A 26,977-nucleotide genomic window follows, 5' to 3' on the forward strand; every position below is an offset into this window, starting at 1 on the left:
AACACTCGCAAACGTTATGGATATGTATTGCCCAGATGTGCGTCGACAACCGGACCGATCACCGAGACAGCATCGGGATTGGTCATTTCGTTGTGGAAAACGTCCACACCGTGGATGACGATATCTCCTGACACGTACGGTCGCCATTCCTGTGGTGACCGAACAATTCCGTCACGCGCGCCTTTCGTTGCAGAAAAGAACAAAACATTTCCGTCGAACACGTCCGGGATGAACTCGGCCATGATTCGTGTCGAGTTCTCGAATCCTGCATTGATTCTGCGCAAATGATCCGCCGTGACACCGGTGGTCTGCCCCAGGGATTCGTCGAGCAGTTCGACACCACGTTCGTAGGTCAACGGCTCGGACGACGCCTGAGCAGTCAGATCCAGCCCCAGACCCGCGAGCAGGTTCTCGACGCTCAGCTCACCGTCGGCCGTCTCGTCATGGCCGTCGACGTAGCTGTCCAGCAACGCGAGAGTCTGCACTTCGCTGCCGGTGCTGCGTAGTTCCACGGCGATCGCATGGGCGAGCGAACCACCGAGCGACCACCCGAGCAGGTGGTACGGACCGACCGGCTGGACAGCCCGAATCTCGTCGGCGTACCGGTGCGCGAGGTCTCGAATCGAGCCGAACGGCGTGCCTTCCACGATGCTGGGCAACTGCAGGCCGTACACGGGACGGTCGTCACCGATCTGGGACACCAGGCCCGCATATCCCCACGACAACCCGATTCCGGGATGGACGCAGAACAGCGGTTCCTTGGAACCTGTGCTGCGCAGTGGGATGACAACTCCGAACACCGAATCCAGTTGTGCACCGGACGAATCGACGTCCGACGCGACCCGAGCCGCGAGCCCTGCCGGGGTCGGATCGACGAACAACGCCTGCAGCGGGACGCGAACTCCGACCGCGTTCTCGATGGCCGGGCCGATCTTGGTTGCCACCAGCGACGTGCCACCGAGCTCGAAGAAGTTGTCGTCCATACCGACTCGTTCGACACCCAACACCTCGGCGAACGCGTCGGCGATGGCTGCTTCGAGATCGGTACTCGGTGCCCGATACGGCGTCGTCGACACCGTCAGTTCCGGCACCGGGAGCGCGCGTCGATCCAGCTTGCCCACCGGAGTGAGTGGGATGTCGGCGAGTTCGATGATCGTCGACGGGACCATGTGGCGCGGAAGAACGGTCGCGACACTGTCGCGCAATGCCTCGACGTCCACCGATGCACCCTCTGCCGGCAGGACGTAGGACACGAGAACCGTGTCTCCCGACGCCGCATTGTGACCGATGGTCGCCGCGAAGCCGACCTCGTCGTGATCGGTGAGCGCGGAGTCGATCTCGCCGAGCTCGATACGGAATCCGCGGACCTTGACCTGGAAGTCGCTGCGTCCGACGAACTCGAGCACACCGGTACTCCCCCAGCGCACGACGTCACCGGTTCGGTACATCCGCTCACCGGCGGTACCGAACGGGTCTGCGACGAAGCGTTCGGACGTGAGCCCGAACCGTCGCAGGTATCCGCGTGCCGTACCGGGGCCTGCGATGTACAGCTCGCCCGACACCCCGGCCGGGACCGGCCGCAGACGTGCGTCGAGCACGAGGAACCGGAATCCGGTACCCGGCCGGCCGACGTCCACCGTGCCGCCTGGCATCAACGGACCGCCGACACTCGCTTGAATGGTCGTCTCGGTCGGACCGTAGCCGTTGAACATCTTGCGGCCCGGTGCCCACTTCGCCACCAGCTCCGGAGTGCAGGCCTCGCCGCCGACGGCGAGGACGCGGACCGTGCCCAAACGCGTCTCGTCGATCGAGGACAACGCCGCCGGAGTCAGGAACGCGTGTGTGACATGTTCCGATTCGAGCAGGTCGGCCAGTTCGCTGCCACCGAACGTTCCCGGCGGCACGATCACGACGGTGGCACCGACGCCGAACGCCATCGTGAGCTCGTACACGGAGGCGTCGAAACTAGGCGAGGCGATGTGCGACACCCGCGAATCTCGGGTGGGACGGAATCGATCGATCACCTCGGCCTGCAGGTTGGCCAGGCCCCGGTGCCGCACTGCGACGCCCTTCGGGCGACCGGTCGAACCCGAGGTGTAGATCAGGTACGCCGGGTGGTCGAGGTGCAGCGTCGCGGTGCGCTCGGCATCGGTGACTGCGGCCACGGGATAGCGAGAGAGCTCCGATGACGTCTCGGGATCGTCCAGGACGAGCCACGGCACGGTGTCGGGCAGTGACTGCCGACTGTCGACGTCGGTCAATCCCATTGCCGCACGCGAATCTTCGAGCATGTGCGCAATGCGGTCGGCCGGGTAGTTCGGGTCGACCGGCAGGAATGCCGCACCGGTCTTGGCGACCGCCCACACCGACAGAACCGACTCGATGGACCGAGGCAGTGCCAAGGCGACGAACGTTTCCGGTCCGACGCCGTAGTCGATGAGCATTCGCGCGATTCGGTTCGACCAACTGTCGAGGTCGGCGTAGGACAGGCTCACGCCCCGATACGTGACGGCGACCGCGTACGGGTCGAGCGCCACCGAGGCGGCGAGCATTTCCGGCCACGTTCGCAACGCGACGTCGGCGGACCCGCGAGCCGGTGCCAGAGCCTGCTTCTCGTCGGCACCGAGAATGTCGATATCCCCCACCGCGGTGAGTCGATCGGTACCGACGGCGTCGAGTACGCGAACCAGTCGCGCCGCGATCGCATCGACGGTGGACGCGTCGAACAGCGAGGTGGCGTAATCGAACGCTGCCTCGAATCCGGTCGGTCGCCCGTCGTCGTCGAAGGTCTCGGACACCAGGAGTTGCAGATCCTGCTTGGCCACGGGAACGTCGAAGTCGAAGCCCTCCACGCGCAGATCCGGTAGCTCGAGGGACGCCTTCTCGTTGTTCTGGAACGACAACGCCACCTGCGACAGCGGTGCATACGCCGTCGATCGCGTGGGATTGAGCACCTCGACAATGCGCTCGAACGGCATCTCGGTGTGATCGAAGGCGTCGAGGTCGTGTGCTTTCACCTGCGCGAGCAGATCCACGAACGAGGTGGAGTCGTCGATCCGGCTGCGCAACACCAAGGTGTTGACGAACATGCCGACGAGATCATCCAGTGCCGCGTCGCCGCGCCCTGCCACCGGAGTGGTGATCGCGATGTCGTCGGTACCGCTCAGGCGCGCCAGCACCACCGCGAACGCGGCGTGCAACACCATGAACATACTGACGTTCTGCTCGCGGGTGATCTCGACGAGTGCCCGATGGATCTCGGCGTCGACGGTGAAGCGAACCCGGCCACCCCGGAAATCCTGCGTGGTGGGCCGCGGGCGATCGGTGGGCAACGGCAGCAGATCGGGTAGACCTGCGAGCGCCGTTGACCAGTACTCGAGCTGGGCCGCGGCCACGCTCGACTCGTCCTTCTCGTCGCCGAGCAACGAACGCTGCCACAGCGTGTAGTCGGCGTACTGCACCGGCAAGGGCTCCCAGCCCGGCGCTGCTCCCGTGGTGCGCGCCGAGTACGCGAGCACCACGTCTCGTGCCAGCGGTGCCATCGAGGCTCCGTCGGCCGCGATGTGATGCACCACCATCGCCAGCACGAAGACGGGCTCGGCATCGGTATTGGCACCCACGACGTGGAACAGCTCGACGTGCACCGGAATCTCGGTGGTCACGTCGAATCCACGACCTGCCAGGTGCGCCACCCGGTCGGTCAGCACACCGGCATCGATCGATTCCGGCTCGACCACCGGAGCCACCTCGACGGCCGGATGTACGAGCTGGACCGGGAAGTCCGGTCCGTCCGGGAACGTCGTCCGCAGCGATTCGTGCCGCTCGAGGACGTCGACGACTGCCGCGGCGAGGGCCGCAGTATCGAGCTGCCCGGTCAACTTGACGACCAGTGGCACGTTGTACGCCGCCGAGGTGGTGTCGAACTGGTTGATGAACCACATGCGTTGCTGTGCGAGAGACAGCGGGATGTGATCAGGACGTTGTGTCGCAACGAGATTCGGACGCTGCGTCCGTGTGGACGTTGCGCCGACCGCGCTCGCCAATCCGGCGACGGTCGGCATCTCGAAGATCGTGCGCACGCCGATCGTGGTGCCGAGTTCGGCGTTGACGCGGGCGATGACGCGCGTGGCGCTGAGCGAGTCTCCACCGAGCTCGAAGAAGCTGTCGTCGGCACCGACCCGATCGACGTCGAGAATCTCGGCGAACACGGCGGCCACGGTGAGCTCGGCCGGCGTGCTCGGCTCGCGGTACGACGTCGCCGACCCGAACTCGGGCACCGGCAACGCGGACCGATCGAGTTTTCCGACCGGTGTGAGCGGAATGGCGTCGAGCACGACGATGGCTGCGGGAACCATGTGCGACGGCAACATGGCGGCCAGGTGGTCACGCAGGACACCGGTATCGAACGCGTCCGCCGCGCCCTCGGTGGTTCGTACGTACGACACCAGGACGGTCGCTCCCGACGGGCCCGGAGTGCCGAAGGTCGCGGCGAAGTCCACGGACGGATGCGATGCGAGTGCCGCGTCGATCTCGCCGAGTTCGATGCGGAAGCCGCGAACCTTGACCTGCGAATCACTTCGACCGACGTATTCGATCGTCAGATCGGGCGACCACCGCACCACGTCTCCGGTGCGGTACATCCGCGCGCCGGGTGCGCCGAACGGGTCGGCGACGAATCGCTCCGCCGTCAGGCCCAATCGATCGTGGTAACCGCGGGCGAGTCCGACACCCGCGAGATAGAGCTCACCTGCGACGCCGACAGGAACGGGCTGCAGCCGTGAATCGAGCACCACCTCGTACACGCCGCGAACAGGACCACCGATCGAGACGGTGTCACCTGCAGTCATCGGCGTGCTGATGTTGGACATGATCGTGGCCTCGGTCGGACCGTAACCGTTGTAGAGATTCCGGCCCGGTGCCCACTTCGCGACCAACTCGGCCGGTACGGCCTCTCCGCCGACGACGACGTCGGCGAACGTGCCGAGCCCGCTCGGGTCGACCGACGCCAGAGCCGACGGGGTGATGAAGCCGTGGGTGACCGACTCCGCTGCCAACAGTGCCGCGAGTTCGTCGCCGCCGTACACGGTGGGCGGCACGATGATCATCGTCGCGCCGACGCCGAAGGCGAGTAGGTACTCGAGCACGGATGCATCGAAGCTCGGGGACGAGACGTGCAGTGTGCGTGAGTCTTTGGTGATTCGGTATCGCTCGCGCTGCTCGGTTGCGAAGTTGTCGAGACCGGAGTGCGTGACGACGACACCCTTGGGCACACCCGTCGAACCCGAGGTGTAGATGGTGTACGCCGCGCTTTCGAAGGCGATGCGTCCGTTCCGCTCGGTGGCGCCGATCGGCTCGTCGCTGACTGCGTTCGGGCCGTCCGTCGCCAGATCGTCGAGGACGATCCAGGGGACGGTCGACGGCAGGTCGTCGAGATGGGCGCGGGTGGTGACGCCGAACGTTGCTCCGGAGTCGGCCAACATGTGCTCGATGCGATCGGCCGGGTAGTTGGGATCCACCGGTACGAATGCCGCGCCGGATTTTGCGACGGCCCAGACCGTCAGCACCGATTCGATCGATCGTGCGATGCCGAGTGCCACGAAGGTCTCGGTGCGCACGCCGTGGCCCAGCAGAATTCGAGCGAGTCGGTTGGACCGACGGTCCAACTCCCGGTACGTCATTTCGCCGTCGGTGCTGCGCAGTGCGATAGCGTCCGGGTTCACCGCGGCAGCGTCGGAGAAGATCTCCGGCAGCAGCCGGGCCGAGCGTCCATCGGGTCCGAACACCGGTGCCAGCGAGGCGAACTCGGCGTCACCGAGGAGTCGCAGCCGTCCCAGTGGCTGCTGTTCGTCCTCGAGCACGGCGTCGAGGACACGCTCGACGCGATCGACGATGGCGTGCACGGCATCGACGTCGAACAGTTCCGGCAGGTACTTAGCCTTCAGGTTCAGGCGTTCGTCGACCGACGAGACCAGAGTCAGCGGGTAGTGCGCTGCATCGGTTCCGAGAATGTCGGTGACCTGCATACCGGCGAAATCGGTTGCCGCAGAAGCGCCGGCCCGGTCGACGGGGTACGACTCGAACACCGTCAAGGTGTCGAAAGCCACGCCTGCACCCGCTGCGCGTTGGATATCGGTCAGGCCGAGGTAGTGGTGATCCAACAGCGATGCCTGCTCGGCCTGAACCCGATCGACCAGTGCACCCAGCGTTTCGCTCCGGTCGAGCGTGACACGGACGGGCAGGGTGTTGATGAACAGCCCGATCATGCCCTCGATACCCGGAACCTCCGGCGGACGACCCGACACCGTCGCACCGAACACGACGTCCTCGCGTCCGGTGAGGGTGGCCAGCACTACGCCCCATGCGGTCTGGACGAGGGTGTTGAGGGTCGATCCACGGCGAGCAGCGAAGTCACGCAGTGCCGCGGTGGTCTCGACCGACAACGACCGCTCGGTCTCCTGCGACACGGTGGACAGTTGCCGGCCACGATCGTCGGTGACCAACAGCGTGGGTTCTTCCACGCCGGCCATGGCACTGACCCATTGCGCGGTGGAGATCGCCACGTCGCGTTGGCGCATCCAGGCCAGGTAGTCCCGGTAGGCAGGAATGCGCGGCAGCATCGAGTCGTCGGACTCGGTGACGTAGAGCGTGATGAGTTCCTTGACGACCAGCGGCGTCGACCATCCGTCCAACAGGATGTGGTGGTTGGTCAGCAGCAGACGCCAGTGATCGTCGGCCAGGGTGATGAGCGTGAACCGCAGCAGCGGTGCCCGGTCCATCTCGAAGCGCACCGCACGGTCGGCCTCGAGAACTGCCTCGAGGGCCACCTCGACATCGGGCTCCCCCCGAAGGTCGATCTCGGACCACGGAACAGTGACCGAACTCTGCACGATCTGCAGTGACTCGCCGTTGCTGTTGTGTACGAACGCTGCTCGCAGGTTGGGATGGCGAGAGACCAGTTTGTCGACGGCAGCATGCATCCGCGTCGCATCGACAGTCCCCCGGAGCTCGAGCCCCAGCTGAACCATGTACGCGTCGACACCCGAACCGGCACTGCCGATCTCGCCGGCCAGGCGAGCGTGGAACAGCAAGCCGGCCTGCAGAGGCGACAACGACCACACGTCGTCGAGATTCGGGAACTGCTCTTCCAGAGCATCGATGGATGTCTGATCGATGTCGACCAGCTCGAGATCCGACGGCGTGAAGCCGCCCGCACCGTCGGCCGAGGCGTGCTCGGTGATCGAGGTGAGGGCCTGCGTCCACAGTTCGATCAACCTGCCGACCTCGTCGGCGTCGAGAACGCCCGCGGGGAAGGCGAACGTCGCGTCGAGCTGCGGGCCGTCGGGGGTCGAGGTGGTGACAGCGTTGATGTCCAGCGCCGCAGGCACCGGCATGTCCGGATTCTGCGCGTCGCCGAGCTCTGCGTCGGCCACCGGGATCCAACCCACGTCGTCCATGCCTTCGGTGGATCCGGTGGAGAACCGGCCGAGGTAGTTGAAGCTGACCTGTGGTGCGGCGAAGCCGGACAGAGCCTCGGCTGTAGCGGAATCGAGGTACCGCAGCATGCCGTAGCCGATGCCGTGATCGGGGATCTCGAGCAGCTGTTCCTTGATGGTCTTGACCAGGGCACCGGCCGACGCGCCGCCCGCCAGAGCGTCGGCGACGTCGAGCGACCCGAGATCGAGACGCACGGGGAAGATGGTGGTGAACCAGCCGACGGTCCGACCGAGATCGGCACCGGGCACCACCGCGTCCTCGCGGCCGTGGCCCTCGAGAGTCACGAGAGCGTCCCGCACCGCATCGCCGCGTTCGCGACGCCACGCCGTCAGGGCCAGAGCCAAACCGGCCAGCAGGCCGTCGTTGACGCTGCCGCGGAACACGTCCGGGACAGTGGTCAACAGGCGCTCGGTCACCTCGACCGGCAGGGACGTGCGGACACGCTGCACGGTGGCGTCGACGTCGATTCTCTTGTCGAGCGGGCGAGAACCGATTGTCGGGTCGGCTCCGTCGAGGATCCGACGCCACAGTCCGAGCTCGTCGGTTCGGGCGGCCGTGACCTCGGTGAGTCCGGTGGACCACCGACGCATCGAGGTACCGATCGGAGCCAGTTCAGGCTCCTGGCCGGCGACGATCCGACTCCATGCCGTGGCGAGGTCGGGAACCAGAATGCGCCAGGACACGCCGTCGATCACGAGGTGGTGGGCGACCACGAGCAGTCGACCCGAGCCATTGGGGCTCTGGAACCACACCATCTGCACCATGACGCCGTCGGCCGGAACCAGACGATCGGCAGCGGCGTCGAGCTCGGCCGCGGCAACGACGGAGAATTCGGGGCCGTCGACGGATTCGACCGAGACCGCGTGAAGGACGCTCGCAGCCGAGACTGTTCCGACCGGAGACACTTCCTCGTGCCACTCCCCGTCCGCGTCCTGGTAGAGGCGCGCACGCAGCATGTCGTGACGATCGAGCACCGCTGCCACCGTGCGTTCGAGCGTCTCGCGCTCGATGCCGACCGGAAGCTGAAGCAGCGCTGTTTGTGTGTAACGGCCGAATTCGGTGCTGCGGTCCAACATCCACCGCACGACCGGGGTGAGCGGCATCGGGCCGACTCCCCCACCGTCGAGTTCTTCGAGCACCACGGCGTCGCCGCCGAGAACAGCGACCTCCGCGAGAGCGGCCACGGTCTTGCGCTCGAAGATGTCGCGGGGAGCCAGCACCAGCCCGGCGGCCTTGGCGCGCGAGACCAACTGGATCGACATGATGCTGTCGCCGCCGAGTGCGAAGAACGAATCGTCGACGCCGACGGTATCGAGCCCGAGAACGTCCGCGAACAGACCGGCCAGGATTGATTCGACTTCGGTTGCGGGCAAACGACTTTCGGTGACGTTTGCCGAGAAGTCCGGTGCCGGGAGTGCACGGCGATCGAGTTTGCCGTTGGCGGTCAGCGGCAGCTCGTCCAGGACGATCAACGCTGCGGGCACCATGTACGAGGTCAACGAGTTGCCCACGAAGTCGAGAACGGCCGCATGGTCGAGTGCGCGACCGGCCTCGGTCACGACGTAGCCGATCAGGCGATCACCGAAACCGTCGTCGCGGACGGCGACCACGGAAGCCGCTACCCCGTCGAATGCCAGTAGCGCGCTTTCGATTTCGCCCAGTTCGATACGGAAGCCGTGCAACTGGACCTGCATGTCGCTTCGACCCAGGTATTCGAGAGCCCCATCGCGATTCCACCTGGCGGTGTCACCGGTGCGATACATACGCGCACCAGCATCGCCGGAGGGGTCGGCAACGAAACGTGTTGCGGACAGCCCTGCTCGGCCGAGGTATCCGCGAGAGAGCTGTGCCCCGGACACGTACATCTCCCCGACGACGCCGGGCGGAACAGGATTGAGGCGGGTGTCGAGAACGGCGACACGCAGTGCCGGGATCGCCTGGCCGATGACGCTGGCCGAAGCGGACGCCGCGAACTGCTCGGTCAGAGCTAGGTGGCTCACGTGGACCGTCGTCTCGGTGATGCCGTACATGTTGACCAGGGTCGGCGAGGTCTCCTCGTGCCGTGCGTACCAGCGACCGAGCTGCCCGAGATCGAGTGCTTCTCCACCGAAGATGACGTACCGCAGCGACAGTGCGTCCGATCCGTCGGCGGATCCACCGGCCGCGGTTGCCACACGATCGGCTTCGGCGAACTGGTAGAACGCCGTCGGCGTCTGGTTGAGAACCGTGACCTTCTCGCGAATCAGCAACTCACGGAACAGTTCCGGCGAGCGTGCGGTGTAGTAGTCGACGACCACGAGAGTGCCGCCGTGCAGCAGTGGTCCCCACAGTTCCCACACCGAGAAGTCGAACGCGTAGGAGTGGAACATGGTCCACACGTCGCGGTCGTCGAAGTGGAACAGATCCGTGGTGTTCGCGAACAGCGTCGCCACGTTACGGTGCGCGATCTGCACACCCTTGGGACGTCCGGTACTACCCGAGGTGTAGATGACGTAGGCGATCGAATCGGCATCGGTGGTGCAGATGCGGTCGGCGTCGGTCAGCGGGGCTCCGGACACGCTTGCCAGCTCGGCGACCGCTTCGGGTGCATCGAGCAGCAGCATCTCGACATCGGAAGCAGGCACCGATGCACTGTCGGCGACGGTGGAGATCACACAGACCGGTGACGCGTCGTCGAGCATGAAGGCGAGCCGGTCGGCCGGATAGCCGACGTCGATCGGGAGGTAGCCGCCGCCGGATTTGACGACCGCCAGCAGAGCAATGATCAGCTCCTCGGTGCGCGGCATCGCAACCGCCACCAGGGACTCCGACGTCACACCCCGAGCCACGAGGATTCGCGCAAGTCGGTTCGAGCGGTCGTCCAGCTCGGCGTAGGTCAGCGAGCGATCGCCGAACACGACTGCCTGTGCTTCGGGGAACTGCGCAGCGGCAGCGGCGAAGCGGTCGGCCAGTGTCGCATCGGTCGCCGTGTGGCCGTCGTGGTTCCACTGCCGGGCCATGGCGTCGAATTCACCCGGCAACAGGATGTCGATGTCGCCGACAGCACGATCGGGATCGGTGGTCACGCCGGCGAGGACGGCACCGAATCGAGTCGAGAACTCGTCCACGGAGATCTCGTCGAACAGGTCGACCGCATAGGTGATCGCAGCGGTCATACCCGCCGGAGCACCGGAGTCGTCGAACCGTTCCGCGACGGTCAGCTGGAGGTCGAACTTCGCGACGTGGGCGTCGATGTCGACGGCCTCGACGGTGAGTTCGGGTAGCTCCAGTGCCGCCGAGGTGTTGTTCTGGAATTCGAGCAGTACCTGGAACAACGGCGAGTGATCGGTGGAACGGGCCGGATCGAGGACGTCGACGAGACGCTCGAACGGCACGTCGGTGTTGTCGAACGCCGCCAGGTCCGCGGCACGGGTCCGGCGGAGCAGCTCGGTGAACGAGAGATCGGGCGCTACCTCGGTGCGCAGAACCAAAGTCCCGACGAACATGCCGACCAAATCGTCGAGCGCCGCGTCGCCACGCCCGGCGATGGGCGTGCCGACTGCGATGTCCTCGGTCCCGCTGAGGCGAGCCATGAGGATCGACCATGCTGCATGCATGGCCATGAACACGGTCGCGTCGTTCGCGCGGGCGAGGTCCACCAGGCCGGCGTGGACGTCTGGCTCGATCTCGAACCGAACACTGTTGCCGCGCATCGACTGCCGTGCCGGGCGAGGATGGTCGAGCGGAAGCGGCAGCAGCTCGGGTAGATCCGCGAGAGTGGACTTCCAGAACTCGAGCTGCTGTGCTGCTACCGAGCTCGGGTCGGACTCGTCGCCGAGAACCGAGCGTTGCCACATCGCGAAATCGGCGTACTGAACGTCGAGTGGTGCCCACATCGGAGCTACTCCCGACACGCGAGATCCGTATGCCACCATGACGTCTCGGGCCAGCGGTGCCATGGACGCGCCGTCGGCGGCAATGTGATGCACGATGATCGACAGCACGAAATCCTCGGGTGCCGTTCGGTACAGAACGGCCCGGAAGGGCAGGTCCTTCGACACGTCGAATCCGCGGGCGGCAGCGGACGAGATCGCGGTGACGATCTCGGTGGCATCGACGTCGACGACGTGCAGATGGGTCGTCGCCGCGTCGGTGCCGAGAATGTGCTGCTCGGGCCGATCGCCGTGCGAGGGGAACACGGTGCGCAGCGACTCGTGCCGCGCCAGCACGTCACCGATCGCAGCGTTCATTGCCTCGATGTCGAGACGGCCTGTCAATCGAACCGCGAGCGGGATGTTGTAGGCGGCCGAGTCGACGTCGAACTGGTTGATGAACCACATTCTCTGCTGAGCCATCGACAACGGAATCGAGCTCGGGCGAGGCTTCGCAGCGAGCGCCGGACGGCGCGCGGCACCGGCCGGGTTGCTGTGCACTCGCACCGCCAACGACTCGACCGTCGGTGCCTCGAACAACGCACGAACGCTGACAGCGGTGTCGAGGGCTGCATTCACCCGAGCGGTGAGGCGGGTGGCGCTCAGCGAGTCTCCACCGAGATCGAAGAAGCTCGAGTCGATGCCGACGCTGCCCACGCCGAGAACCTCGCCGAAGATGTCGGCGATGATTCGCTCGGTCTCGTTGCGAGGAGCGCGCGAGTCGCTGCCGAGGTGCAGATCCGGGGCGGGCAGCGCCTGTCGATCGAGCTTGCCCGCGGGCGTGAGCGGGATCGACTCCAGGGCAACGAACGCCGTCGGAATCATGTGTGTCGGAAGCGAACTCGACGCCCGAGTGCGCAGCGTCGTCACATCGATTTCGTGGCCGGGCCGCGGAAGAACGTAGGCGACCAGGATCGTGTTTCCGGCAGGTCCGTCGACACCGATCGTCGTAGCGAATTCGACTGTCGGATCATCGGTCAGCACCGCGTCGATCTCGCCGAGCTCGATACGGAAACCGCGCACCTTGACCTGGAAGTCACTGCGTCCGACGTACTCGAGGGTGCCCGACTCGGTCCACCGCACGACGTCGCCGGTTCGGTACATACGCTCGCCGGGCTCGCCGAACGGGTTCGCGACGAACCGCTCTGCCGTCAGACCGAATCGCGAATGGTAGCCACGCGCCAGGGCGGGGCCGGCGAGGTAGAGCTCTCCTGCGACACCGACCGGTACCGGATGCAGACGCGAATCCAGCACTACTTCGCCGAAACCGATTGTCGGCGAGCCGATATCGATGGGCGAGCCCACGTGCAGCTGGTCACTGACGGAGGAGAAGATGGTGGCCTCCGTGGGGCCGTACGCATTGAACATGCGCCGGCCCGGTGCCCACCGTGCGACGAGCTCGGGCGGACACACGTCGCCACCGGTTGCAACGACGCTCAGTTCGGTCAGACCGTCGGGGTCCACCGAGGCGAGGGCCGCGGGAGTCACGAACGCATGCGTGACGTGCTGCTGCGCCAGGAGCTCGCCGAGCTCCACGCCGCCGTACACGGAGGTGGGTGCGATCACCATCGTGGCGGCACCCGAGATCACCATGGCCAGCTCGAGAATGGATGCATCGAAGCTCGGTGACGCGAACGCGAGAACCCGAGCGTTCGGAGTCACCTCGAAGCGAGACCGTTCTTCCTCGGCCAGGTTGGCCAGGCCGCGATGAGTGACGGTGACGCCTTTGGGAACTCCGGTGGAGCCGGAGGTGTAGATCAAGTACGCGACCTGGTCGATGTGTACCGGTCGAGTGCGGTCGGAGTCGAGAACCGGTGCGGTCGAACGGTTCGCGAGATCGCGGCGAGTGTCGTCGCGGTCGAGGACGGACCACGTAGCCGAGCCCAGACCCTCGACGGCACCGACGTGTTCGGTCGACGTGACGCCGATGGACGCGCCGGAGTCGACCAGCATGTGCTCGACTCGATCACGGGGGTAACTCGGATCGATCGGCAGGAAGGCCGCACCGGTCTTGGCCACGGCCCAGATTGCGAGAACCGATTCGATGGAGCGCGGCAAAGCAAGTGCCACAACGGTTTCCGGACCTGCTCCGCGGGCGATCAACGCACGTGACAGCGCACACGACCGAGTGTCCAATTCGGTGTAGGTCAGTGTCCGACCTGCGCTCCACACTGCCGTACCACCGGGGTTGCGGGCAGCAGCATCGGTGAGGATGTCCGGCAGGAGGCGCTCGGTCGTGGAAGCGGGACCACGTACCGGGGCCAGCCTGTTCGATTCCTCCGAGGACAGCAGCGACAGCGATGCGACCCGTTGGTCGGTGTCGGTCGCGATCGCCTCGAGAACACGCACGATTCGATCGACGGTGGCGACGACGACACTGTGCTCGAACAGCTCGGGCAGGTACTTGGCTTCGATGTGCAATCGGTCGTCGACCATCGCGACCAGGGTCAGCGGATACTGGGCGGTGTCGCTGCCGTCGTGCACGTCGTGCACCCGCATGCCGGCGAGATCGGTCTCGGCCGACAGACCCGCGCGGTCCATCGGATACGACTCGAACACGGTGAGCGTGTCGAACGCGACCGCGGGACCGACGGCACGCTGGATATCGGTCAGGCCCAGGTAGTGGTGATCGAGCAGCGAAGCCTGTTCGGCCTGCACCCGATCGAGGTACTGGCCGAGTGTCTCGGCTGGATCCAGCACGATGCGCACCGGCAGCGTGTTGATGAACAGACCGACCATGGACTCGATATCCGAGACCTCCGGCGGACGTCCCGAGACGGTGGCACCGAACACTACGTCCGTGCGACCGGTCAACGTGCCCAGCACCATCGCCCACGAAGCCTGCACCATCGAGTTCATCGTGATGCCGCGTGCCCGGGCGAGACTGCGCAGTCGTTCGGTCTGCTCGATGTCCAGGGAAACCAACGCGCGGCCGGCCAATGTCGACTCCTGGCGACGGCTCTCGACCGGCGTCAGCAGGGTGGGTTCGGCGAGACCCGCGAGGGCTTCCGTCCATGCCGCACGAGCTGCCGAGTGATCACGCCGCGACAACCACGACAGGTAGTCGCGGTACGCAGGTACGCGCGGAAGAACGGCGTCGTCGCCGTCCACGACGTAGAGCGTGAGCAGGTCCTTGAGGAGCAGCGGCGTCGACCATCCGTCGAGCAGGATGTGGTGGTTGGTCATCACCAGACGCCACTCGCCCGGGGCCAGCGTCACGAGCATGAAGCGCAGCAACGGCGCCTGTGCCATGTTGAATCGCGTTGCGCGGTCGTCGTGTTCGATTCGCTCGAGCTCGGCTGCGCGATCGTCGACGCTCAGCGACGACAGGTCGACCGAGGTCCACGGCACATCGACGTCGTGATGCACGATCTGGATGGATTCGCCGTCGTTGTTGTGCACGAACGCCGTGCGCAGGTTCGCGTGGCGCCGCAGTAGGGCCTGGGCAGCGCGGCGGAAGCGAGCCTCGTCGACGTCCCCGCGGAGGTCCAGCACCAGCTGGACGATGTAGGCATCGACGGACTGATCCGACAGTTCGGCATGGAAGAGCAAACCGGCCTGCAGAGGCGTCATCGACCAGATGTCGTCGAGAGTCGGGTACACCCGCTCGAGATCGTCGATGGACTTCTGGTCGAGGCTCACCAGATCGAGATCGGACGGGGTGAACCCGCCGGTCCCCGGCCGCTGAGCGAGCTGCGTCAGCGCGGTGAGAGCCTGCTTCCACAACTGGGCGAGTTCGGTGACCTCGTCGGCATCGAGCACGCCCGTCGGGAATGCGAAGGTCGCCTCCAACCGAGGTCCGGTCGGTGTCGCCGTGGTGACCGCGTTGATGTCGAGCGCAGCGGCGACCGGCAGGTCCTCGTCCTGAGAATCGCCGACGCCGGAGTCGTCGACCGGCAGCCACCCGTGTCCGCGGAGCTCGTCCGGAACGTCGGTGCTGTATCGACCGAGGTAGTTGAAACTGACCTGGGGTGCCGGGAAGTCACGCAGTGTCGCACCGGCCTCCTCGTCCAGGTAGCGGAGCATGCCGTACCCGATGCCGTGATCGGCAACGGCGAGCAGCTGCTCCTTGACGGACTTGACCAGCGCTGCGGCCGCGTCCCCTCCGGCGAGAGCGTCGTCGAGGTCGATCCCGTCGAGGGTCAGTCGAAGTGGGTAGATGGTGGTGAACCAACCGATGGTGCGGCTGAGATCGGCTCCCGGAACCACATGGTCCTCACGGCCGTGGCCCTCGAGAGAGATCAGTGCGTCGGACACGACGACACCGCGGTTTCGTCGCCACACGGCTGTCGCCAGAGCCAGAGCGGCCAGCAGACCGTCGTTGACGCTGCCGTGGAACGCCTCGGGCAGAGCCGTCAACAGGCCCTCGGTGACATCGGTCGACAGAGTGACCTCGACCTTGTCCACCGTTCCATAGACGTCGATCTCGCGGTCGAGTGCGCGTGAACCGATGAGCGGATCGGGATCGGCGAGCGCGTCCCGCCATACTGCGAGCTCGTCCGAACGCGTTGCGGTGACCTCACGCAGGCCGTGCGCCCAACGACGCATCGAGGTACCGACCGGGGCCAGTTCCGGTGTGCTGCCGCCGATGATCTGAGCCCACGCCGACGCGAGGTCGGGCACGAGAATTCGCCACGAGACGCCGTCGATCACGAGGTGGTGCGCGACGACGAGCAGTCGGCTGCCTTCGGAGCCGGCGTCGAACCAGACCATCTGAATCATGACACCGGCATCGGGTGCCAGACGATCCACTGCTGCAGCGGCTTCCGACCTGGCCTGATCCGAGAACTCCGGTCCCCGAACACTGTTCGACTCCACCCGGCGGACGACGGACTGCGCCGTCACGGAACCGATCGGGAGCACCTCCATCGACGGCTCTCCGGTACGGTGCAGAACTGCACGGAGCATGTCGTGGTGATCGAGGACGGTCTGAACGGTTGCTTCGAGAACGTCGAGCTCGATATCGGACGGCAGTGTCAGCACGGCAGTCTGTGTGTGCTTGTCGAGTACCGACGTGCGGTCGAGCATCCAGTGCACGATCGGGGTGAGCGGGACGTCTCCGACGCCGCCGCCGGGCAGCTCGTCCAGCACGAGCGGAACGGTCCCGTCGCCGGCCGCGACGACCTCGGCCAGTGCGGCAACGGTCTTGTGCTCGAACACATCTCGCGGGGACAGAGCCAGCCCTGCCGCTTTCGCGCGGGAGACGAGCTGAATCGACATGATGCTGTCTCCGCCGAGCGCGAAGAAGGAGTCGTCGACTCCGACGCGATCGAGGCGAAGCACCTCGGCGAACAAACCGGCAAGCGTCTTCTCGACGGCATTGTCGGCGTCGCGTCCCGAGGTGACCTGAGCGGACCAGTCGGGTTCGGGGAGGGCTTTGCGGTCGAGTTTGCCGGCCGGAGTCAACGGGATCGACTCCAACATCACGAACGCCGAGGGCACCATGTGCGCAGGCAGCACCGACGCCGCATGATCACGCAGCACACCGGCATCGAACGACGCACCGGCCACCGGCAACACATACGACACCAACACCGTCGACCCCGCCGCGGACTCACGCCCGACAGTGACCACGAAATCGACACCCGACACCGACGCCAACACCGAATCGATCTCACCCAACTCGATGCGAAAACCACGCACCTTCACCTGAAAATCGCTGCGCCCCACATACTCCAACGCACCCGAGGCATTCCACCGCACCACATCACCGGTGCGATACATCCGCGAACCCGCACCACCGAACGGATTGGCCACGAACCGCTCCGCCGACAACCCCGACCGCGCGTGATACCCACGAGCCAACGCCGGACCCGCCAGATACAACTCACCCACCACACCCACGGGCACCGGATTCAACCGCGCATCCAACACCACCTCCGCGAAACCGATCGTCGGCGAACCGATATCGACCGACTCCCCCACCACCAACGCCGACGAAATCGACGAGAAGATCGTCGCCTCCGTCGGACCGTACGCATTGAACATCCGCCGACCCGGCGCCCACCGCGCCACCAACTCCGGAGCACACACATCACCACCGGTGACCACGACCTCCACCGAATCCAACCCCACCGGATCCACCGACGCCAACGCCGCCGGAGTCACGAACGCATGCGTGACCCGCTCCTCAGCGAGCAACGACGCCAACTCCACCCCACCGAACACCATCGCCGGCGCAATCACCATCGTCGCCCCACCCGAGAACGCCAACACGAACTCGAGAATCGACGCATCGAAACTCGGCGACGCGAACGCCAACACCCGAGACGACGGCCCCACACCGAACCGAACCCGCTCCTCGGCAGCCAAGTTCCCCACACCACGATGAGTGACCACCACACCCTTGGGCACACCCGTGGACCCCGAGGTATAGATCAGATACGCCGCATCATCGAGACGCAACACACCCGAACGCTCGGCATCCAACACCGGAGCAGGCGAAGCGAACGCCAGATCCGCCACCACATCGGCATCGTCGAGCACCACCCACGACACCCCACCCACACCCGCAACCGCATCCAGATGCGCACCCAACGTCACACCCACCACAGCACCGGAATCGACCAACATGTGCTCGATCCGATCCACCGGATAATTCGGATCCACCGGCAAGAACGCACCACCGGCCTTCGCCACCGCCCACACCGCCACCACGGACTCCACCGACCGCGACAACGCCAACGCCACGAACGACCCCGGACCCACACCACACGACATCAACACCCGCGCCACACGCGACGACGCCGCATCCAACTCCCCATACGAAAGCACCCGCGAACCCGACACCACCGCAACACCACCGACACCAGCAACACCGACCGCACCAGCCAACAACTCCGGCAACACCACACCCGCAACAGAACGCGGACCACGAACCGGAGCCAACGCTGAGTACTCGTCGCTCGAGAGGATGTCGATGTCGCCGACGCGAACGGACGGCGTGGCCGTCACAGCGTCGAGGATCCGCACCAGACGATCGGACATGACACGCACGGTGTCGGCATCGAAAAGTTCTGTGGCGTAACGGAAGCTGGCTTCGATGCCGACCGGGTTCCCGGAAGCGTCGAACTCCTCGGAGACCGTGAGCTGCAGGTCGAAGTTGGAGATGTCGTTGGGCAGTTCGATGCCCTCGATCGACAGCCCGGGCAAGGTCACCGTCGGTCGATCGGTGTGCTGGAACTCGAGCATCACCTGGAACAACGGGGCGTGAGCGGTGGACCTGGCGGGGTCGACTGCGTCGACGACCCGCTCGAACGGCACGTCCGCGTGGGTGAAGGCCGCCAGGTCGACGGTGCGCACATCGGCCAACAGATCCTCGAACGGAGTCGACCCGGGCACCTGGGTGCGGAGGACGAGCGTGTTGACGAACATGCCGACGAGCTCGTCGAGTGCGGCATCGCCTCGACCGGAGATCGGTGTGCCGACCGAAATGTCCTCGGTACCGGACAGCCGTGCCAGCAGCACGGCCAGAGCGGCGTGCACGATCATGAACGAGCTCGAATTGTGCTGCGCAGCAACGGCGACGAGCCGAGCATGCACTGCGGGGTCGATCGCGAACGAGACGGTGTCGCCGCGCAAGGACGCCACTGCCGGACGCGGACGATCGGTCGGCAACGGCAGCACTTCCGGGCTACCCGCCAACGCGTCGACCCAGTACGTCACCTGCTTCGCCATCAGGGAGTCGGGATCGGATTCCTCGCCGAGGAAACGGCGCTGCCACAGCGCGTAGTCGGCGTACTGCACCGGCAATGGTTCCTGGCTCGGCGCATGACCTGCAGCGCGGGCGCTGTACGCCACCATCAGGTCGCGGGCGAGCGGCGCGCTGGAGAAGCCGTCGGACGAGATGTGATGGACCACCATGACGAGTACGTGTTCGTTCTCGTCCTGACGGATCAGGCGGACGCGCAACGGAACATCGGCCACGACGTCGAAGCCGGCACCGGCGACGGCGCCGATGAGCTCGGCGACCTGCCGGTCGTCCTCTGCGGGAACCGGAGTCAGGTCCGGAACGGCCGATGCCACGTCGAGGACGGACTGCACGGGGCCGTCGTCGGTGAGCGGGAACATCGTTCGAAGAGACTCGTGGCGTGTGAGCACGTCCGCTATGGCCGAGCGCATCGCGTCGACGTCGAGGATGCCGCTCAGGCGCATCGCGAACGCGACGTTGTAGGCAGCCGACTCGGTGTCGTACTGATTGATGAACCACATCCGCTGCTGTGCCAGCGACAGCGGCACCACTGCGGGTCGTTCCTGTGGCACCAACCGAGGCGTCGGTGCGGAGTCCTGTGTGCTGACGTCGATGCCCGCGGACAGCGATCGAACAGTCGGTGAATCGAACAGATCTCGGATGCCGATGTCGGTTCCGAGGGCGGCATTGACGCGTGCGACGAGGCGCATCGCGATCAGCGAGTTGCCGCCGATCTCGAAGAAGCTCGAGGTCGCGCTGACCTGTGCGACGCCGAGCAGATCCGCGAAGACGCCCGCGACGATCTCTTCGACCGGATTCTCCGGTCCGACGAATTCGGACGCAGCAACGGTGAACTCGGGGGCCGGCAGTGCCTTTCGGTCGAGCTTGCCGCTGGCATTGAGAGGAAGTGAGTCGAGTACGACCACATGCGAGGGCACCATGTACCCCGGCAGCCGGCGTCCGGCTTCGGCGATCACCTCGGCCGAGTCGACCGCGTGACCGGACGCGGAGACCACGTAGGCCACCAACGTCTCGCCGGTGTTCGGATCCTTGTGCACCAGAGCGATTGCCTGGGCGACGGACTCCGAGCGCAACAGTACCGCTTCGATCTCGGGAAGCTCGATACGCAGACCACGCAGCTTCACCTGGAAGTCGGTACGGCCGATGTACTCGAGTTCGCCGTCGGCGCGCCAACGAACCAGGTCGCCGGTGCGGTAGAGACGTTCACCCGGCTCGCCGAACGGATCGGCGACGAAGCGATCGGCGGTGAGATCGCCGCGGCCGACATAGCCGCGAGCGAGCTGAACTCCGGCCAGGTACAGCTCCCCGGGAGCACCGATGGGGGCCGGTCGAAGCGACGCGTCGAGCACGTACAGACGGGTGTTCCAGACCGGCGAACCGATGGGAATGGACACGCCGTCGTGGCCGGTGACGTGGTAGTAGCTGACGTCGACGGCGGCCTCGGTAGGACCGTAGAGGTTGTGCAGCTCGGCCTGGGAGAACTGCGCGAACTGCGCGGCGGTGGCGGGCGGAAGTGCTTCGCCACTGCAGAAGACGAGCCGTAGTGACACACAGTCCGCAGCCCGAGCTCCGGCTGCGAACACCGCGAGCATCGACGGCACGAAGTGCGCGGTGGTGATGTGTTCGGCCGCGATGATCTTCGACAGGTACACCGGGTCGCGATGGCCGTCGGGCTCCGCCACGACGAGCTTGGCACCGACCTGTAGGGGCCAGAAGAACTCCCACACCGATACGTCGAACGTGGCCGGGGTCTTCTGCAACACCGTGTCGGCGGGCGCGAGGTGGTACTCGTCCTGCATCCACAGCAGTCGGTTCACGATGGCCGAGTGCGTGACGGCGACGCCCTTGGGTCGGCCGGTGGAGCCGGAGGTGTAGATCACGTAGGCGGTGTTGGCTCCGTGCAGGCTTCCGAGGCGGTCCTGGTCGGTGATCGAGGAGCGGTCGCGATCGGAGACGTCGAGAAGATCCACCGCGAGAACGGGAGTGGCGACCGCGATGTCGATCCAATCGCGGCTCGTGGTGAGAATGCACACCGGCTGAGCGCTCGACAGCACGTAGGACGATCGCTCGACCGGGTGATCGGGGTCGATCGGTACATAGGCACCGCCGGCCTTGACGATCGCGTACATGCCCACTAGCAGATCGATCGAACGTCGGATCGCGAGCCCGACGTGGGACTCGGGCCCCACGCCCAGTGAAATGAGATGCCGTGCAAGCTGATTGGCGCGCTCGTCCAGCTCCAGGTAGGTGATGTGCTCGTCCTCGAAGACGAGGGCGGTCGAGTACGGACTGCGCAGCACCTGACGGTCGAACAGACTGCTCAGAGTCATGTCGACGGCCCCGGTGTGGAGCTGCCGGTGGACCGGATCCTCGATGAGACGTGCGGTGTCGTTCCACTCGAACAGTACGAGTTCTCGTTCGGCCGGGGACAGAATGTCGATGTCGCCGGTACGAATGTCCGTCGAGCTGCCGATGGTCGCGACGATCCTCAGGAACCGGTCGACGAAACGGTCGATGGTCTCGGGATCGAACAGATCCGTTGCGTACGTGAACGACGCCGACAGGGCGCCGGACTCGTCGACCGGTTCCTGGTCGACGCGAAGCTGCAGGTCGAATTTCGCAGTGTCGGTACCGATTTCCTCGAACTCGACGACGAGTTCGGGTAGCTCGAGCACTGCGGTGGCGTTGTTCTGGAATTCGAGGAGCACCTGGAACAGGGGTGAATGATCGGTCGACCTGGCGGGATCGAGTACGTCCACGAGCCGCTCGAACGGAATGTCGGTGTTGTCGAAGGCCGCGAGGTCGGAGCTACGAGCGCCGGCGAGCAGTTCGGCGAAGCTGGCCTGTGGCTCGACCTGCGTGCGAAGAACGAGGGTTCCGACGAACATTCCGACGAGATCGTCGAGTGCTGCGTCCCCTCGGCCGGCGATCGGGGTGCCGATGGCGATGTCCTGGGTGCCGCTCAGGCGCGCGAGGAGCACGGCCAGAGCGGAGTGCACCACCATGAACAGAGTCGACTCGTGTTCGGCAGCAACCGAAGACAGGCGAGCTGCGACATCGGCCGGAATGGTGAACGGTGTGACGCTGCCGCGCATCGACTGACGGGTGGGGCGTGGTCGGTCGAGCGGCATCGGTAGTACGTCGGGAAGGTCGGTCAGCGCGGACTTCCAGAATTCGATCTGGCGTGCTGCCACGGACGTGGGGTCGTTCTCGTCGCCGAGCACGTCGTGCTGCCACAGCGCGAAGTCTGCGTACTGCACCGGCAGTGGCGCCCACGTCGGCTGCGAACCCGCGGATCGAGCACTGTAGGCGACCATGACGTCGCGGGCGAGCGGTGCCATCGAGGCACCGTCGGCAGCGATGTGATGGACCACGATCGAGAGCACGAAGCTCTCCGGGCCGGTGCGGTACAGAACCGCCCGGAAAGGGAGATCGACGGTGACGTCGAATCCCGTTGTGGCGGAGATACGTACGAGCGCGTCGACGGCATCGGCAGCCACGTCGACGACGCGGAGCGGAAGGTTCGGTCCGGTGACGTTCTCGGGCGGAAGTATCACCTGATTCGGCAGGTCGCCCACTGTGGGGAACACCGTGCGCAGCGACTCGTGTCGAGTCAGCACGTCGCCGACGGCAGCGGACATCGCATCGACGTCCAGCCGGCCCGACAGGCGAACGAGAAGAGGAATGTTGTACGCAGGCGAGGATGCATCGAACTGATTGATGAACCACATACGTTGCTGCGCCAGCGACAGCGGAACGGACTCCGGCCGATCGGCGGGAACCAGTGCCGGGCGACGGTGCAGCGATGCGCCCGTCGACTCCGCACGGTCGGCGAGGGTGCGAACCGTCGATGCCTCGAACAGATCGAGGACCCGCAGATCCGTACCCAGAGCTGCGTTGACGCGGGCGATCAAACGTGTTGCGACAAGGGAGTTTCCGCCGAGATCGAAGAAGCTGTCGGTGACGCCGACACGATCGAGCTCCAGTACGTCGCAGAACACGGCAGCCACAGCCGCCTCGTACTCGGTTTCCGGCGACTCCGTGGTGCTCTGCGAACCCAGCTCGGGTTCGGGGAGGGCTTTGCGGTCGAGTTTGCCGGCCGGAGTCAACGGGATCGACTCCAACATCACGAACGCCGAGGGCACCATGTGCGCAGGCAGCACCGACGCCGCATGATCACGCAGCACACCGGCATCGAACGACGCACCGGCCACCGGCAACACATACGACACCAACACCGTCGACCCCGCCGCGGACTCACGCCCGACAGTGACCACGAAATCGACACCCGACACCGACGCCAACACCGAATCGATCTCACCCAACTCGATGCGAAAACCACGCACCTTCACCTGAAAATCGCTGCGCCCCACATACTCCAACGCACCCGAGGCATTCCACCGCACCACATCACCGGTGCGATACATCCGCGAACCCGCACCACCGAACGGATTGGCCACGAACCGCTCCGCCGACCACCCCGACCCCGCGAGATACCCCCGAGCCAACGCCGGACCCGCCAGATACAACTCACCCACCACACCCACGGGCACCGGATTCAACCGCGCATCCAACACCACCTCCGCGAAACCGATCGTCGGCGAACCGATATCGACCGACTCCCCCACCACCAACGCCGACGAAATCGACGAGAAGATCGTCGCCTCCGTCGGACCGTACGCATTGAACATCCGCCGACCCGGCGCCCACCGCGCCACCAACTCCGGAGCACACACATCACCACCGGTGACCACGACCTCCACCGAATCCAACCCCACCGGATCCACCGACGCCAACGCCGCCGGAGTCACGAACGCATGCGTGACCCGCTCCTCAGCGAGCAACGACGCCAACTCCACCCCACCGAACACCATCGCCGGCGCAATCACCATCGTCGCCCCACCCGAGAACGCCAACACGAACTCGAGAATCGACGCATCGAAACTCGGCGACGCGAACGCCAACACCCGAGACGACGGCCCCACACCGAACCGAACCCGCTCCTCGGCAGCCAAGTTCCCCACACCACGATGAGTGACCACCACACCCTTGGGCACACCCGTGGACCCCGAGGTATAGATCAGATACGCCGCATCATCGAGACGCAACACACCCGAACGCTCGGCATCCAACACCGGAGCAGGCGAAGCGAACGCCAGATCCGCCACCACATCGGCATCGTCGAGCACCACCCACGACACCCCACCCACACCCGCAACCGCATCCAGATGCGCACCCAACGTCACACCCACCACAGCACCGGAATCGACCAACATGTGCTCGATCCGATCCACCGGATAATTCGGATCCACCGGCAAGAACGCACCACCGGCCTTCGCCACCGCCCACACCGCCACCACGGACTCCACCGACCGCGACAACGCCAACGCCACGAACGACCCCGGACCCACACCACACGACATCAACACCCGCGCCACACGCGACGACGCCGCATCCAACTCCCCATACGAAAGCACCCGCGAACCCGACACCACCGCAACACCACCGACACCAGCAACACCGACCGCACCAGCCAACAACTCCGGCAACACCACACCCGCAACAGAACGCGGACCACGAACCGGAGCGAGACGCGCACGTTCGGCGGCAGAGAGCAACTCCACGTCACCGACGGCACGCTGTGGGTCATTCGTCAGTGCGTCGACGATGCGCACCAGACGACGACCGATCTGAGCAACACTGCCGGCATCGAACAGTTCTGTGGCGTAATCGATGACGACATGCGGAGATTCGGACTCGTGAACCGTGACGACGAGATCGAAATCTATTCCGTCGCGCGGAAGCGGAGACTCCCCGAAGCGGAGCGCGACCTGGGCGAGGGGGTTGTGCGAGCCGGTTTCGGCCGAGCCGAGTGCTCGGGCTATCTCTGCGAAGGTGGCATCGGCGTGGGCCGACGCATCGACGAACTCTGCCGCGGTGGTGCCGACGAAGTCCGAGAACGACTGACGGCCGTCGGGGCGGGTGCGCAGAACAACCGTCTCGCCGCGGCCGGAGGGTACTGCGATCGAGACGTCGTCGGTGGATGCGAGACGCGAAAGAAGAACGGCCACAGCGGATTCGAGCACGACGAACGGGGTGGTCGAGCTGTCGTCGGCGAGCCGGCTCACGGCATCCCACGCTGCGGACCCCAGGGCAACCTCGTGCGATGCACGAACATGCCCGATGCGCGAAGGCCGGGGGCGGTCGGTCGGCAGCGCGAGCAGGTCCGGTGCATCGGCCAGTCGATCGACCCAGTGGGCTACGTGCGCCGCAGCGCGTCGGCGGCGGCGACCTTCGAGGGCGCTGTCCGGATGAACTTGCAGGACGGGCACGTCCGGGCCGGAGGCGATGAATTCGGTGACCATGTCGACGAAACTGGAGTGATGCGTCGTCAGGTCGTTGTCGTCGTAGCGGTTGGGGTTTGCCCGGAAATCGACGAACGTTCTTGCAGGAGTACCACTCTGGTAAACGTTGACGAGGAGGTCCTCGACCGGGCCGGACGTGACGATGTTGAATTCGCCGACGATCGAGCCGAGCTGAATCTGCTGATGGAACAGCATCATGTTGACCATCGGGCCGGCGAGTTGTTTGTCGCTTCCCGTGGCTGCCAACTCGCGCCGGATGTCTTCGATGCTGAACCTCTGGTGCCGCAACGCACCCATCAGCTCGAGCTGTACCTGCTGTACGAGTTCACCGACGGTGGCCTTCTCGGAGACGCGCATCGGAATGGGTGCGACGTTGACCAACATTCCGCCGGATCGACGGAGGAGGGCCGTGGTGCGCGCGGACACGGGGATGTTGACCAGGACGTCTTCTCGCCCGGTCATGCGCGAGAGGTAACAGCCGAATGCAGCGATGAACACCGCGGCGGCCGTCCCGCCCTTCGTCGAGTCCGACGCTTCGAGTTCGGTGACGACGTCATCGGGCAGTGCGACACTGCGCAGCTTGCTGGCCGCGATGGTACGACCGGGTGTGTTGGACAGCGTGGCACCGTCGTGGATGCCCGCGGCCCTCGATGTCCAGTACTCCTTGTCCGTCTCGAAACGAGTGGACGTCCGGTACTCCTGATCGAGGTCGTACAGTCGCCGAAGTTCGGCTGCCTTGTTCGGCTCGGGTTCGACATTCTCGACCGCTGCGGTGTAGAGCGCAGCGGTGCGCTGGACCAGTGTCATGGCACCGTAGCCGTCGAGGGCGACGTGGTGGATCTTGCTGTACCAGAGGTTGCGTTCGTCCTCGACCTGAAGAATCCAGCTGTCGACGAGCGGATCGTTCTCCATGTCGACCGGCTTGACGTAGTTCTCGTCTATCCACGCCAGCGCCGACGCCATCGGATCGTCTTCGCCGCGAAGATCCAGGTAGTGCACCGACTGAACTATGCCGTGGTCGACCGTCTGAACCGGCTCCCCGTCGATCTGGGCCAGGCGCAGGTAGGCAGACTGGAACTCGTGGCCGGCGCGGGCCGACGCCTCCTGGAGAACCGCTATGTCGAGTGGTCCGCGCAGATCGACGTATTGGGCGATACAGACAGCGACGTCAGGCGCGAGTTGTTGCGCAAACCACATTCCGCGCTGCGCCGAGGACAGCGGGAAGGAATTGTCGAACCCTGTTCCGGTCGGCGGGACCTGAGAGCCACCGGTGGTCACTGCGCGCATTCACTTGCCTTTCGGCGGGACGGAGGCACCGGCAAAAGCCGACGTCGAACCCGTGGAATCGGAGCCTTCGGCCTGGTGAGAGATCTCCGGCCGCGGCGGCGTCTGCGCGCGATTGAGCAATTCTGGCGTCCGTTCTGGTCTGCGTTCGTATCGGTCCACACACACTCGATGGCGGTTGTGGGGCTGTTTGGATTCGTCGCCTGGAGCTT

1 protein-coding gene is annotated in these 26,977 nt (G+C 65.5%); it reads right to left on the reverse strand.

The genetic code is table 11. The features are described from left to right. Nucleotides 1-14: 14 nt before the first annotated feature. Nucleotides 15-26,768 carry a non-ribosomal peptide synthase/polyketide synthase gene (locus tag AB0P23_RS06925; RefSeq protein ID WP_363797117.1) on the reverse strand — a complete coding sequence of 8,918 codons (26,754 nt, stop codon included), beginning with the start codon at nucleotides 26,766-26,768 and terminating at the stop codon, nucleotides 15-17. Between the last annotated feature and the right edge of the window lie 209 nt (nucleotides 26,769-26,977).

This window comes from Rhodococcus sp. NPDC077669, assembly GCF_040686915.1.
GTDB lineage: Bacteria > Actinomycetota > Actinomycetes > Mycobacteriales > Mycobacteriaceae > Rhodococcoides > Rhodococcoides fascians.

Bases quoted from the DNA above. Each gene is read 5' to 3' on its own strand.
- AB0P23_RS06925 (WP_363797117.1), bottom strand. From the start codon at position 26,768: ATGCGCGCAGTGACCACCGGTGGCTCTCAGGTCCCGCCGACCGGAACA.